Raw genomic sequence first — 13774 nt, 5'->3', positions numbered from 1 at the left:
CGACGATCGGCGCCTTATTGCGCGGCGGCCCTCGCAAGTTCGCCATCCAGGCGCTTGCGTGCCAGGTTCGGAACCTTGGCCGTCTTGATGGCGTCGAGATTGGCGGGTTGGTCGCCCACCTGAATCAGCGCTACCATGCCCATGGCAAAATGCGGCGTGCACTTGACGACATATGCGCCGGGGATATCGAATTTCGTCTGGAACTGCTCGCTCGGCTTCGACTTGAATTCCGCAGCGCCATCCGGGATCAGACCCTTGAAGGTCTCGACATTGTGGCTCTTGTCGGTCGGCACGAAGGTCACGGTATCGCCGGGAGCGATCTTGATGAAGTCCGGCTCGAAGACCATGGCGCCATCAGTGCCTTTGTTGAGCATCTGGACCTGGTGATCGGCTGCCATCAGCGGTGCTGGCGAGGCGATCATGGCCGCCGTTGCGGCGATCAGGCCGTATTTCAAATTCATCGCACGTCTCCTGTTTTGCGGGCCGTTCGCCCCGAGACGTTCTAAGTCATCCACCAGAGATGCTCTTTGATGCCGGTCAAACTTCAGGTGCGGAATCGGCGTTTCGCCCCAGGATCATCTGGCGTCGAGAAGGTCGCGGATCTTCGCGGCGAGCTCGCGGGCCGTATAGGGTTTTCGCAGCCATTGGGCGCCGGGGATCACCTCGTTAGCCGCCAGCGCCGGCTCCGAATAGCCGGAGGTGAAGAGCACGGCGATATCGGGCCGGATAGCGCGGGCGGCGCGTGCCACCTCATCGCCGGTCATTCCGCCGGGCATGACGATATCGCTGAAGAGCAGGGCAATCTCCGGATTGTCCTTGAGGATTTCAAGCGCCCGCCGGCCATTGTCGGCTTCGAGCACCGCGTATCCCATGCCGGAAAGCCTTGCGACGGCAACGCGTCTGACGCGAATGTCGTCCTCGGCCACCAGGATTTGCTCGTGACCGCGCGGCATCGGGCTTTCGACGGCCGATCCGTCCTCAGCGGATGCTTTCGGCGTCGGGCCGATTGCCGGGAGGTAGATGCGGATCGTCGTTCCCCGGCCGTCCTCGCTGTAGATCTGCAGATGGCCGCCGGATTGCTTGACGAAGCCATAGACCATGCTCAATCCGAGCCCAGTGCCGGAGCCGGTTTCCTTGGTGGTGAAGAACGGCTCGACGGCACGTTTCTTCACGTCTTCGGTCATCCCCGAACCGGTGTCGGTCATCGAGATCAGCACGAAGTTTCCACTGCGGACTTCGGGATACATCTTGGCGTAGTCGGCATCCAGATGCACGGACGAAATCTCGGTTGTCAGACTGCCGCCCTTCGGCATCGCGTCGCGGGCGTTGAGAGCGATGTTCAAAATGGCGTTCTGGAGCTGCGAGCTATCGACAAGCACATTGAATTCGGATCCGGAGAGAATGGTCGAGAGCTTGATATTTTCTCCGAGCGTCCGCCGCAGCAGATCCGAAAAGCCGGTGAGAAGCTGGCCAAGATCGGCATGCCGGGGATTGAGCGGCTGGCGCCTGCCGAAGGCAAGCAACTGTCCCGTCAGCTTCGCTCCGTCTGTCGCCGCACCCTGCGCTTCACGCAGCATATCGCGCAGTGGCCCCGGCGGCAGCTTGTCTTCGATCATCTCGAGATTGCCGCTGATCACAGTCAAAAGGTTGTTGAAATCGTGTGCGAGGCCACCGGTCAACTGGCCGACCGCTTCCATTTTCTGCGCCTGGCGCAGGTCTTCCTCTATCTTGAAGCGGCTGGTCAGGTCACGGACGAAACCGGTAAAAATCCGCTCGCCATTCGCGGTCGCTTCGCCGACATGCAGTTCCATAGGAAACTGCGAGCCATCGGCGCGCTGGCCGGTGACGACGCGGCCGTAGCCGATAATCCGCTTCTCGCCGGTTTCCAGGTAACGGCCGATATAGCCGTCATGGGCGCTGCGGTAGGGCGAGGGCATGAGATTGCTGACATTCCTGCCGCAGATCTGGTCCGAGGTCATCTCGAACAGCTTTTCCGCTGCTGTGCTGAAGGAGAGAACCTTGCCCTTCTGGTCGATGACGACCATCGCGTCGGGCACCGTCTCGAGAATCGAGCTCAGATGCGCCTCTCTTGCGCTGACGGCCTCTTCGGCTTTCCGGAGAGCGCTGACGTCGCTGTTCGCCTGAATGACAGCTGGTTCACCATCCGGAAGGTTGACGAGCACGCAGCGGGTGGCGACGTGAAGGTCGTAGCCGCTCTTGTGGCGGTGGACGATCTCGCCCTGCCAGAAACCGCGTGACCTCAGGTGTGCGTGGATATCTTCGACCGGCTCCGGAAACCGCGTGGCGAGCAGTACATCGACCTTTTCGCCGACCGCTTCCTCGCGCGCCCAGCCATACATGTTCTCGCAGCCGATCGACCAATGGGTGATCGTGCCTTCGAGGCGATGCACGATGATATCGGCGCCATCGAGAACATGCACAAGCGCGTCCAGTTCCTGGGGGGAGGCCGTGCGCGGCGAGATCAGGCGATGGGGCATGGCTGCTTCCTGCTGCGATCAGTGAACGCTGACCCTATGGCAGTTTTTCTCCGGAAAATCATCTGCGTTACCCGAGAGCTGGATCAACTTGCCCTTGCTGAGAATCCTCAAGTCATGACGGCCTTCGGGGACCACGACGTTGCGCTGCGAGAGCTTGGTGATCGTGCGTGAAACCGTCTCGATCGTCAGGCCGAGATAGTCGGCGATATCCTGCCGGTTCATCGGCACGCGCAGTAATCCCGGGCGCGGCTGGGCGCCGGGGCGGGCGGCGAGCGTGGCGATGAAGCTGCACAGCCGCTCCTCGGCATTCTTCTTCGACAGGAGCACCATCTGATCATGGGCCGCTGCCGTCTCGTGACAGAGGAGTGCGATATATTCGGGGCGTAGCGCATCCGAGCGCGCCACCTCGTCCTGGAAGGTCTTGCGCGAGACGCGGCGGATCTTGCAATCGGTGACAGCCTCGGCAGTGAACAGGAAGTCGCCCTGCAGGAAGGCGCCGACGATTTCTCCGGCAAAATGAAACCCGGTGATCACCCGGCGGCCCTCGCCGATGATGCGTTGCAGGCGGACAACGCCTTCGACCACCTGAAACAGATGCTTTGCCGCATCGCCTTCCCAGCAGAGCGCCTTGCCGGCGGCGACCGGTTCGAGTGCCGAGAGATGAAACACCGACGACAGCGAGCGCCCCGTCTTTGCCGCTTCACCGGCGGGCTTTCCATGTTCGAACGCCTGGTGGTTCTGCATCAGCATCGTCGTAGTCCCCTCGTTTGCACGCGAGGGAATAGACAGCCGCTGCGTCACACGAGGATGAGCGGACGGTGCCAAATGGTGAGACTGCGTAACAGTTTGTAACAGGCTGGGTATCACCGGCTAAGCCGTTCGGTTCGTTGATGTAAATCAAGGAGTGCCGGAGAGCTCCATGACAGTCCTTGCTGCAAAGTACGAGAAAGCGCGCCGTCACGCGGCCTGCTGCGCACTGGGGACGATACCATGAACTACACAACCGAGACCGTGATGGTCGCGGTCGCAGCGTTCCTAGCCTTGCTAGGAGCAGCCTTCGCCCACGATCAGCTCTTTGCCGCCCATATGGGGATCCTGTGTTTCTGCCTGTTTGCCGGAACGGTGATCTTAATACGCCGCGTCGATTTCTCGCCGGCGGGACGTCAGCCGAAGCCGGAGGCATCCGGTTATTTCGATGAGGTCATCCGCTACGGGCTGATCGCCACCGTCTTCTGGGGTGTCGTCGGCTTCCTCGTCGGCGTGATCATTGCCGCGCAGCTCGCATGTCCCGATCTCAATCTGGCACCCTACCTGAATTTCGGGCGGCTGCGGCCGGTTCACACATCGGCCGTTGTCTTCGCCTTCGGCGGCAATGCGCTGATCATGACCTCGTTCTATGTCGTACAGCGCACCTGTCATGCGCGGCTCTTCGGCGGCAGTCTCGCCTGGTTCGTCTTCTGGGGCTACCAGCTGTTCATCGTCATGGCGGCGACCGGCTACGTGCTCGGCATCACTCAGGCCCGCGAATATGCCGAGCCGGAATGGTATGTCGATATCTGGCTGACCATCGTCTGGGTCGCCTATCTCGTCGTCTATCTCGGCACGATCCTGAAGCGTCGCGAGCCGCATATCTATGTGGCGAACTGGTTCTATCTCGGCTTCATCGTCACCATCGCCATGCTGCACGTCGTCAACAATCTCGCCGTGCCCGTGTCGTTCCTGGGATCGAAGAGCTACTCGGTCTTCTCCGGCGTCCAGGATGCGCTGACGCAGTGGTGGTACGGCCATAACGCCGTCGGCTTCTTCCTGACCGCAGGCTTCCTGGGGATGATGTACTACTTCGTTCCGAAACAGGCCAACCGCCCGGTCTATTCCTACCGCCTGTCGATCATCCACTTCTGGGCGCTGATCTTCATGTATATCTGGGCTGGTCCGCACCACCTGCATTACACGGCTCTGCCCGATTGGGCCCAGACGCTCGGCATGGTGTTTTCGATCATGCTCTGGATGCCGTCGTGGGGCGGCATGATCAACGGGTTGATGACGCTTTCGGGCGCCTGGGACAAGATCCGCACCGATCCGATCATCCGCATGATGATCGTCGCCATCGCTTTCTACGGGATGTCGACCTTCGAAGGGCCGATGATGTCGGTGAAAACCGTCAATTCGCTGAGCCACTACACCGAATGGACCATCGGTCACGTGCATTCGGGCGCGCTCGGCTGGGTCGGTATGATCACCTTCGGGGCGATCTATTACCTGACGCCGAAGCTCTGGGGCCGCGAGCGGCTCTACAGCCTGCGGATGGTCAACTGGCATTTCTGGCTCGCCACGCTCGGCATCGTCGTCTACGCCGCCGTGCTCTGGGTCGCCGGCATCCAGCAGGGCCTGATGTGGCGCGAATACAATTCGCAGGGCTTCCTCGTCTATTCCTTCGCAGAAACCGTCTCGGCGATGTTCCCCTATTATGTGCTGCGCACGCTGGGCGGCACGCTCTATCTCGCCGGTGGCCTCGTCATGGCCTGGAACGTCTTCATGACCATCCGCGGACGCCTGCGCGACGAAGCCGCTATCCCGACCGCTTATGTGCCTCAGGCACAGCCTGCCGAGTGAGGTGAACCATGGCATCGATACTGGACAAACATAAGATCCTCGAAAAGAACGCGACGCTGCTGCTCGTCGGCTCGCTGCTGGTCGTCTCGATCGGCGGCATCGTAGAGATCGCGCCGCTCTTCTATCTGCAGAATACCATCGAGAAAGTGGAGGGGATGCGCCCCTACACACCACTCGAACTGGCAGGCCGCAACATCTACATCCGCGAAGGCTGCTACCTCTGCCACAGCCAGATGATCCGGCCGTTCCGCGATGAAGTCGAGCGCTACGGCCATTATTCGCTGGCGGCGGAATCCATGTACGACCACCCGTTCCAATGGGGCTCGAAGCGCACCGGGCCGGATCTCGCGCGCGTCGGCGGCCGCTATTCGAACGAGTGGCATGTTCAGCATCTGTCCGATCCGCGGGCGGCCGTGCCTGAATCGATCATGCCGAGATACGCGTTCCTGAAGACGCAGGAGGTCACCGTCAAGGACATCGGCATGGACCTGAAAGCCAACGAGGATGTCGGCGTGCCCTACACGGACGACATGCTCGCCAATGCGGAAGCCGACATGAAGGCGCAGGCCGATCCCAACGCCGACACCTCGGCGCTGCTGCAGCGCTACCCGAAGGCAAAGACCGGCGATTTCGACGGCGATCCGCAGCGTCTTTCCGAGATGGATGCGCTGGTCTCCTACCTGCAGATGCTCGGCACGCTGGTCGATTTCTCGACCTATGACGATGCCACCGGCTACCGGTGAGGTGATCTCATGGAAACATACACGGCAATGCGGCACTTCGCCGACAGCTGGGGGCTTCTGGCGATGGCGGCATTCTTCGTCTGCGCCGTCGCCTACACGCTCCGCCCCGGCAGCAAGCAGACGGCCAAGGAGGCCGCTGACATTCCCCTGAAGGACGATTGAGATGTCGGAAAAGCATATTGATGAAGTCAGCGGCGTCGAAACCACCGGGCATGAATGGGACGGCATTCGCGAACTGAACAATCCGATGCCGCGATGGTGGGTCTGGACCTTTTATGTGACGATCCTCTGGGCGATCGGCTACGTCGTCGTCTATCCCGCCATCCCTATGGTAACCTCGGCGACGAAGGGTTATTTCGGCTATTCCAGCCGCGCCGAGTTGCAGCAGGATCTCGATCACGCGAAGGCCGGCCAGGCGAAGTTCCACGAAATGATCGCGGCAAAGAGCGTCGAAGAGATCGACGCCGATCCGGCACTGCGCGAATTCGCTATTGCCGGTGGTGCCTCGGCCTTCAAGGTCAACTGCGCCACCTGTCACGGATCGGGCGCCAGCGGCGGACCGGGCTTTCCGAACCTGAATGACGACGACTGGCTCTGGGGCGGCGACCTGCAATCGATCCAGACGACGATCGCTCACGGTATCCGCTTCGACGAGGATGCGGATACGCATGTCTCGGAGATGCCTGCCTTCGGCGATATCCTCAGCAAGGATCAAACGAAGGAAGTGGCCGCCTATGTCTGGGGGCTGACCAACACGCCTTCCGATCCGGCTTTGGCCACTGCCGGCAAGCAGATCTTCCTCGACAATTGCGCCGCCTGCCACGGCGAGGACGCCAAGGGCAAGGCAGAGATGGGCGCGCCCGATCTCGCCGACGCGATCTGGCTGAAGGGCCGGGGCGAGGAGGCGATCATTCGCCAGGTCACGGCGCCCAAGCATGGCGTGATGCCGGCATGGTCGGCGCGCCTCGGCGATACGACGGTCAAGGAACTGACGGTCTTCGTCCATTCGCTCGGCGGCGGTCAGTAAGGAGAGGGACGGTGACGGCACACGGGAACAATCCGCTCCTCCGGATTTACGGCATGCCGCGCTCGATCGTGCGTTCCCGTGTCTCGGTCCGTGGCAAATCCCTGCCGCCCGGCTGCAAGGGCGACGCGCCGGAGAAGATCGGTAGCGCGATTGTCAGCTTGACCTCGCTCAGGGATGACGAGCCGTCGAGCCACTAGAAATTGGGAGAGGACACCCAGGCGGCGTTCTCTCCCACTGCTTTCCGGGGCCGCGCCTTCGTCTCGAAGCGCCGCCCGTCTTTTTACGGCAGGCGGCCGGTTAATCCTTGTTGATCTTTATCAAGGACGCTCGACGGCCCCCGGAGGAGAACAGGCGTATCGAACGCGAAAGACATTACTTATGAACCTTTTCACAGCCCCCGATCCCAAGAGCGTGGAGAGGCTCGATGTCGAGCCTGTGAACGCCCGCCGTAACCGTCAGCCGCTTTATGCGGCGCGAACGAAGATTTTTCCAAAGCGCGCCGAGGGGCAGTTCCGCCGTTTCAAATGGATCGTGATGCTTGTTACACTCGGCATCTACTATCTGGCCCCCTGGATCCGCTGGGATCGCGGACCCTACGCGCCGGACCAGGCAATCCTCGTCGATCTCGCCTCGCGCCGCTTCTACTTCTTCTTCATCGAGATCTGGCCGCAGGAATTCTACTACGTCGCTGGGCTGCTCCTCATGGCCGGGTTCGGGCTGTTCCTCGTGACCTCGGCGGTCGGCCGGGCCTGGTGCGGTTACGCCTGTCCGCAGACGGTCTGGGTCGATCTCTTTCTCGTCGTCGAACGCGCCATAGAAGGCGACCGCAACGCCCGGATCAAGCTCGATGCCGCGCCGTGGAGCTTGAGCAAGCTGCGGAAGCGCGCCCTGAAACATGCCATCTGGCTGGCGATAGCCGTTGCGACGGGTGGCGCCTGGATCTTCTATTTCGCCGACGCGCCGTCTCTGGCAGTGGCACTCGCAACCGGCGCGGCACCCGCCGTCGCCTATGCCACTGTCGCCATCCTGACCTCCACCACCTACGTCTTCGGCGGGCTGCTGCGCGAGCAGGTCTGTACCTACATGTGTCCCTGGCCGCGCATCCAGGGCGCCATGCTGGACGAGAATTCGCTTGTCGTCACCTATAACGACTGGCGCGGCGAGCAACGTTCGCGACACAGCAAGAAGGCGCAGGCGGATGGGCTTCCGGTCGGCGATTGCGTCGATTGCAATGCCTGCGTTGCCGTCTGTCCCATGGGCATCGATATCCGCGATGGCCAGCAGATGGAGTGCATCACCTGCGCCCTCTGCATCGACGCCTGCGATGGCGTGATGGACAAGATCGGCAAAACGCGCGGCCTGATCGCCTATGCGACGCTCAGCGAATATGCTGCCAATATGGCGATTGCCACCGATAGCGGGCGCACGGCGGTGCAGCCGGCCAAGGTGCGCGATGAGGGTGGCTCCTTCGTCGATGGCATCCGGCATTTCAACTGGCGCATCATTTTTCGCCCGCGCGTCGTATTCTACGCCGCCGTATGGGCGGTGATCGGCATCGGCATGCTCGTCCATCTGTCGATTCGCGGCCGTCTGGAACTGAACGTCGTCCACGACCGCAATCCGCAATTCGTCATGGAAAGCGACGGCTCGATCCGCAACGGCTACACGATCCGCATTCTCAACATGGTGCCGCGGCCGCGGCAGATCGCGCTGACGCTGTCGGGCCTCGATGGCGCCACTATGCGCATCCCCGAACTCAGCAAGGACGATGTCCGCAGCTTCACGCTGGACGCGGCACCGGATGCGGCAACCACGATCAAGGTCTTTGTCACCCGCAAGCCGTCCACGGCTGCTGTCGACGAATTCCTCTTCACCATCGAGGAGTCCGGCGGCAGCGACCGGGCGAGCTATCGCGCAGCATTCAACGCACCTGGAGATCCGCAATGACCACCCGCGTCCAAGGCTTCACCGGCCGCCACATGCTGCTCGTCATCACCTCCTTCTTTGCCGTGGTCATCACCGTCAACGTCACGATGGCCTGGTTCGCGTCTTCAAGCTGGAGCGGCCTCGTGGTCGAAAACACCTATGTCGCCAGCCAGGAGTTCAATCACCGCGCCGCCGAGATGAAGGCGATGACCGCATCGGGCATCGCGGGGCATATCTCGCTGAAGGATGACCGCTTCATCTACCGGATTGCCAATCCGGACGGATCGCCGGCGGCGGTCGATACCGTGACGGCCATTTTCAAGCGGCCGGTCGGCGACCACGAGGACTTTTCCGTTGCGCTGGACAATCGCGGTGAGGGGGCGTTTGAAACGGATCGCCATGTCCCGGCCGGCGACTGGATCGTCGAGTTCATCTCGAAGAAGGCCGGCAGGCTCGTCATGCACGAGGCGATCCGGTTCGACACTACGGAGTTCGTTCGATGACCTGCTGTGCGATCGATGCCGAGGGGGTGATGGCGATGAGCACCACGGCCTTCAGTGCCGAGGAGATTGCGCTTGCCAGCCATCCGCTCGGTGGCGGCTTGCATCAGCTTGATCTCAGTGTCCCCGATGTCCACTGCGGCGCCTGTATCTCGACGATCGAGAGGGCGCTGACAGCATTGCCCTTCGTCAGCAAGGCGCGCGTCAACCTGACCTCGCGGCGCGTCACCTGCATCTATGACGAAAAGATCGGCGCACAGGCGACGGATCCGGCCGAAATCATCGCCGCCGTCGCGGGCGCGGGATACCGCGCGCATCTCTACGCGCCGCTTGCCGCCGAGGGCGACAAGACCCGCAACCAGCTGCTGCTCGCCGTCGGCGTCGCCGGCTTTGCCGCGGCTAACATCATGCTGCTCTCGGTCTCCGTCTGGTCGGGCGCCGATGCCGCAACGCGCGACATGTTCCATTGGATATCGGCGATGATCGCTGCCCCGGCGCTGATCTACTCGGGCCGCTTCTTCTTTCAGTCGGCGTGGAATGCAGTGAAGCATGGCCGTACCAACATGGACGTGCCGATCTCGCTTGCCGTGACGCTCTCCTATGCCGTCTCGCTCTGGGAGACGATGCATCACGGCGAACATGCCTGGTTCGACGCCACCGTCTCGCTGCTGTTCTTCCTGTTGATCGGCCGGACGCTGGATCATGTCATGCGTGAAAAGGCGCGGGCTGCGATCAACGGTCTGGCGCGGATCGCGCCGCGCGGCGCGCTGCTCATCCAGCCCGATGGATCGCGGCGCTATGTGGCAGTCGAGGAAATTTCGGTCGGTGACGAGATTGCGGTCGCCGCCGGTGAGCGTATCCCTGTCGATGGCGTTGTCGTCAGCGGCGAGAGCGATCTCGACCTTTCGATCGTCACAGGCGAAAGCAGCACTGTTCCGCTTCACGCCGGCAGTCCGGTCAGCTCGGGTTCGATGAGCCTCACCGGCTCGCTTATCCTGCGCGCCAGCAAACGCGCAGGCGAGTCGCTACTTGCTGAAATCATCGCCCTGATGGAGGCCGCCGAAGGGGGCAGGGCGCGCTACCGCCGGATCGCCGACCGGGCGGCGGCCCTTTACTCGCCGGTCGTTCATCTTCTGGCGCTGGCGTCGTTTCTCGGCTGGGGTTTTATCGGCGGCGACTGGAAGCAGGCGATGCTCGTCGCGGTCGCCGTTCTCATCATAACCTGCCCCTGCGCGCTCGGCCTCGCCGTTCCCGTCGTCCAGGTCGTGGCGGCAGGCGAACTGTTCCGCAACGGCATCATGGTCAAGGATGGCTCGGCGCTCGAAAGGCTGGCGGAGATCGACACCGTCGCCTTCGACAAGACAGGAACCCTGACCATGGGCAGGCCCCGGTTGGTGAAAGCCGAGCCGCCGGAAGGCCGCCTTCTCTCGATCGCGGCCGGTCTCGCAGCCCACTCGCGCCACCCGCTCTCGCAGGCAATGATGCATAGCGCGTGTACAACCCCGGTGCCCTTTGATCGCGTCACCGAAATCCCCGGTGGTGGTCTCGAAGCCGTCAGCTGCGGAACGCTCTATCGCCTTGGCAGCGAATCCTTCGCCTGCCGTGGTCTGGCAACTCAGCCGGCCGAGGACTGTCCGTTCTCGGAAGTCGTCTTGTCGCAGGATGGCGTCGTTTCCGCGCGGTTCTTCTTCGACGACACGCTGCGGCCGGGAGCGCGCGAGGCCGTCGCTACGCTTCATGCTGCTGGATTCTGGACGGTGATGATATCGGGCGACCGCCAGCGCGTTGCCGGCAACACGGCGCGCGAACTCGGAATCCCCCGGGCGCTGGGCGCCCTGACACCGAAGCAGAAGGTCGATCAATGCCAGGCACTCAACAGTAGCAACCACCGGGTCTTCATGATCGGCGATGGCATCAACGACGCACCGGCGCTGGCCGCCGCCCATGTGTCGATGGCACCAGCGACTGCATCCGATATCGGCCGGCAGGCTGCAGACCTGGTGTTCTTCAACGAGCGCCTCGATGCCGTGCCGCTGGCGATCGCCGTCGCCCGCCGCTCGGCAGCGCTGATCCGCCAGAATTTCGCGCTGGCGATCGGCTACAACATTCTGGCGGTTCCGATCGCCATTTCCGGGCTGGCAACCCCGTTGATTGCCGCCGTCGCCATGTCGACCTCGTCGATCATCGTCGTCTCGAACGCGCTGAGGCTGAATGCCTTCGGCAAGTCGATCCTCGCCGGCGCGATCGCGCGTCCCGCCGGCAAAGCCAGCGAGGCGCGAACGGCATGAACATGCTGATCTATCTCATTCCGATCGCGCTTTTTATGGGTGGTATCGGACTGGCAGCGTTTCTCTGGTCGCTGAAGAGCGGCCAGTACGATGACCTGCAGGGTGCGGCATGGCGGGCGATCGCTGATGACGATCTGGATCCGCCAGGCTCCTGATCGGGCGGCCGCCGGTCGAAATCATCTCGATCGGAAGATTGTGGACGAAGGCCGCAATGGTAGCGCTGCCCACAAACCTGCGTTATCTCTAACGAAAACGAAGAAAGCAGGACGAACGGGTGACATGGAAGCAGATCGCATTCTGGTCGTCGATGACGACGCCCGGATCAGACAAATGCTTGTTCGCTATTTCGAGGACAATGGTTACAGGGTGAATGCCGTCGGAAACGGCGCCGCGATGCGCAGCGAGCTGGCCAAGGGCCACTACGCTGCCGTCTTCCTCGATCTCGTTCTGCCGAACGGCGAAAACGGTCTGGAACTGCTGCGCGAAATCCGCAACACATCCGACGTTCCGGTCCTGATGCTGACAGGCCAGGACGACGTCACCGACAAGGTGGTGGGTCTCGAGATCGGCGCCGACGACTATATCGCAAAACCCTTCCACCTGCGCGAACTGCTGGCCCGCCTCAGAACCATTCTGCGGCGGCGAACCGTGTCCGATCATCCATCCGCAGCCTCTGATGCCGATGAAACCCTGTTGTTCGACGGCTGGACACTGGACGTCTCCCGCAGGCGGCTCACTTCTCCCGATGGCGGCGACGTGACGATGACGACCGGCGAGTTCGATATGCTGGTGGTCTTCGTCCGCAATCGCGGCAGGGTTTTGTCGCGTGAGACGTTGATGGATCTCACCCGCAACCGTCACCTCGAAGCGTTCGACCGCGCGATCGACGCGCAGATCGTTCGCCTGCGCAAGAAGATCGAGGCTGATCCGCGCGAACCGGCGCTGATCCAGTCGGTGCGCGGTGTCGGCTATGTCTTTACCGGCAGGCAGCGGTAGCGCTGCCCGTTCGCCGCGTTGTGGTTGTCGATCTTTGACGGAGATCAATGCGTGTCTGCTTGACGACCGCTAACCTTCCCCGAACGTCGCTATCCGCACGAATGAGGCAGGCCGATGCAGGCAAAAGACATAATGACCACCGACGTGGTTTCGATCAGCCCGGCCGCCGGCATCCGCCACGCTGTTGCGGTGATGATGCAGGGCAAGATCAGCGGACTGCCGGTCGTCGATGACGAAGGCCGGATCTGCGGCATGCTGACGGAGGGCGATCTGCTGCTGCGCCGCGAGATCCGTCCGCAGCCGAACCAGGTTCGTGCCTCCGGCGTACTCTCCGAGCTCGAACTCGAACGCTACATCAGCAGCCATGGCTGGTCAGTCCGCGATGTCATGTCAACCGATGTGATCGTCGCGCGGCCGGATAGCGAAGTCTCCGACATTGCCGAAAGCCTGCAAGCCCATCGCATCAAGCGCCTGCCGATCGTCGAGGATGGCCGGCTGGTCGGCATCGTCAGCCGCCGGGATATTCTCGGCATGATCGTCGATGCGCCTGTGACGGCGCTGCCGCGCGAGGATGGCGCGATCCGGCTTGCGCTCCGGACGCGTCTGCGGTCCGATCTTGGTCTGACGCCGCAGACGGTGCAGGTATCGGTGACGAACGGCCAGATCACCCTGAACGGCCAGGTCGAGTCGGAGCTGAAGCGGAAGGCCGTGCGCGCACTGATCGAAGGCCTCGGTCTCGGTGCCTACCGGGATCAGCTGCGGGTCGTCATGCCGATATTGGAAACCGAGCGGCTGGCAATCTAGGAACGGGATCGATGATGTGCCGTCAGGGTCCAGGGCATGGGAGACTTGCCCGGCGCTATGCCCCTGGACCGGCCAAGTCTCTGCCAAGTTGCCCCACTTGACACGGGTACCGTTCGCCCGCGCGCCAAACCTAGCGATGACACCGGCCCCTTCATTGATCGAAATCAACGAGACAGCTTTCCCAGAAGGGGTGCCGGACAGCCTGACTTCGAGCTCCTGAACACCAATTTCGAATTATCGTACAATTACAATTACTTACGAGAAACATTGGAATTCTTTGCGGAGTGCTGTTGACTGTTTGCGGGGGTTAGCCGTATAAGCCGCGTCACTGAACGAGGGCGGCGGCGCTGCAGGCGACGAAGTCTTTCGCTCTAGGATT

General features: G+C 62.2%; 14 protein-coding genes. 11 read left to right on the top strand and 3 right to left on the bottom strand.

The annotated features are described in order from the left end of the window. Window positions 1-14 precede the first annotated feature (14 nt). The 3 genes from J2X43_RS00070 to J2X43_RS00060 form a co-directional block, all read right to left on the bottom strand. Window positions 15-461, bottom strand: a complete 447-nt coding sequence (locus tag J2X43_RS00070) for a pseudoazurin (protein ID WP_112386735.1) — start codon at window positions 459-461, stop codon at window positions 15-17. Between the two features lie 114 nt (window positions 462-575). Next, window positions 576-2498: a PAS domain S-box protein gene (locus tag J2X43_RS00065; protein ID WP_112386737.1), complete on the bottom strand. Its 1923-nt coding sequence runs from the start codon at window positions 2496-2498 to the stop codon at window positions 576-578. 18 nt (window positions 2499-2516) lie between these two features. Further along, entirely contained in the window at window positions 2517-3248 is a 732-nt protein-coding gene (locus J2X43_RS00060; protein ID WP_112386738.1) for a Crp/Fnr family transcriptional regulator, read from the bottom strand. A 240-nt stretch (window positions 3249-3488) separates the two neighbouring features. Here J2X43_RS00060 and ccoN point away from each other — a divergent pair, with 240 nt between their 5' ends. The 11 genes from ccoN to J2X43_RS00005 all read left to right on the top strand — a co-directional run bounded on the left by ccoN (window position 3489) and on the right by J2X43_RS00005 (window position 13395). Further along, window positions 3489-5111, top strand: coding sequence for a cytochrome-c oxidase, cbb3-type subunit I (ccoN, locus tag J2X43_RS00055; protein WP_112444342.1), 1623 nt, complete (start codon window positions 3489-3491; stop codon window positions 5109-5111). Between the two features lie 8 nt (window positions 5112-5119). Beyond that, window positions 5120-5854: a cytochrome-c oxidase, cbb3-type subunit II gene (gene ccoO / locus J2X43_RS00050; protein ID WP_112389765.1), complete on the top strand. Its 735-nt coding sequence runs from the start codon at window positions 5120-5122 to the stop codon at window positions 5852-5854. A gap of 9 nt (window positions 5855-5863) precedes the next feature. Further along, window positions 5864-6016 carry a cbb3-type cytochrome c oxidase subunit 3 gene (locus tag J2X43_RS00045; protein WP_112389764.1) on the top strand — a complete coding sequence of 51 codons (153 nt, stop codon included), beginning with the start codon at window positions 5864-5866 and terminating at the stop codon, window positions 6014-6016. 1 nt (window position 6017) lies between these two features. Continuing rightward, window positions 6018-6881 carry a cytochrome-c oxidase, cbb3-type subunit III gene (ccoP, locus tag J2X43_RS00040; protein WP_112389763.1) on the top strand — a complete coding sequence of 288 codons (864 nt, stop codon included), beginning with the start codon at window positions 6018-6020 and terminating at the stop codon, window positions 6879-6881. Between the two features lie 11 nt (window positions 6882-6892). Beyond that, window positions 6893-7078: a hypothetical protein gene (locus J2X43_RS00035; protein ID WP_112444340.1), complete on the top strand. Its 186-nt coding sequence runs from the start codon at window positions 6893-6895 to the stop codon at window positions 7076-7078. Between the two features lie 181 nt (window positions 7079-7259). Next, window positions 7260-8828, top strand: a complete 1569-nt coding sequence (gene ccoG, locus J2X43_RS00030; protein WP_112389762.1) for a cytochrome c oxidase accessory protein CcoG — start codon at window positions 7260-7262, stop codon at window positions 8826-8828. After that, on the top strand, window positions 8825-9310 hold the full coding sequence (locus tag J2X43_RS00025) for a FixH family protein (protein WP_112389761.1): 486 nt from the start codon (window positions 8825-8827) through the stop codon (window positions 9308-9310). The genes ccoG and J2X43_RS00025 overlap by 4 nt, the downstream gene beginning before the upstream one ends. Continuing rightward, window positions 9307-11595: a cation-translocating P-type ATPase gene (locus tag J2X43_RS00020; protein ID WP_112389760.1), complete on the top strand. Its 2289-nt coding sequence runs from the start codon at window positions 9307-9309 to the stop codon at window positions 11593-11595. The genes J2X43_RS00025 and J2X43_RS00020 overlap by 4 nt, the downstream gene beginning before the upstream one ends. Next, window positions 11592-11750 carry a cbb3-type cytochrome oxidase assembly protein CcoS gene (ccoS, locus tag J2X43_RS00015; protein ID WP_112389759.1) on the top strand — a complete coding sequence of 53 codons (159 nt, stop codon included), beginning with the start codon at window positions 11592-11594 and terminating at the stop codon, window positions 11748-11750. The genes J2X43_RS00020 and ccoS overlap by 4 nt, the downstream gene beginning before the upstream one ends. A gap of 124 nt (window positions 11751-11874) precedes the next feature. Beyond that, entirely contained in the window at window positions 11875-12591 is a 717-nt protein-coding gene (locus J2X43_RS00010) for a response regulator (protein WP_112389758.1), read from the top strand. Window positions 12592-12705: 114 nt separating this feature from the next. After that, on the top strand, window positions 12706-13395 hold the full coding sequence (locus J2X43_RS00005; protein WP_112389757.1) for a CBS domain-containing protein: 690 nt from the start codon (window positions 12706-12708) through the stop codon (window positions 13393-13395). Window positions 13396-13774 lie beyond the last annotated feature (379 nt).

The organism is Rhizobium sp. BE258 (assembly GCF_031457345.1).
GTDB lineage: Bacteria > Pseudomonadota > Alphaproteobacteria > Rhizobiales > Rhizobiaceae > Rhizobium.
Note: the sequence above shows the minus strand (reverse complement) of the source record. Positions and strands in the feature narration are given on the sequence as shown.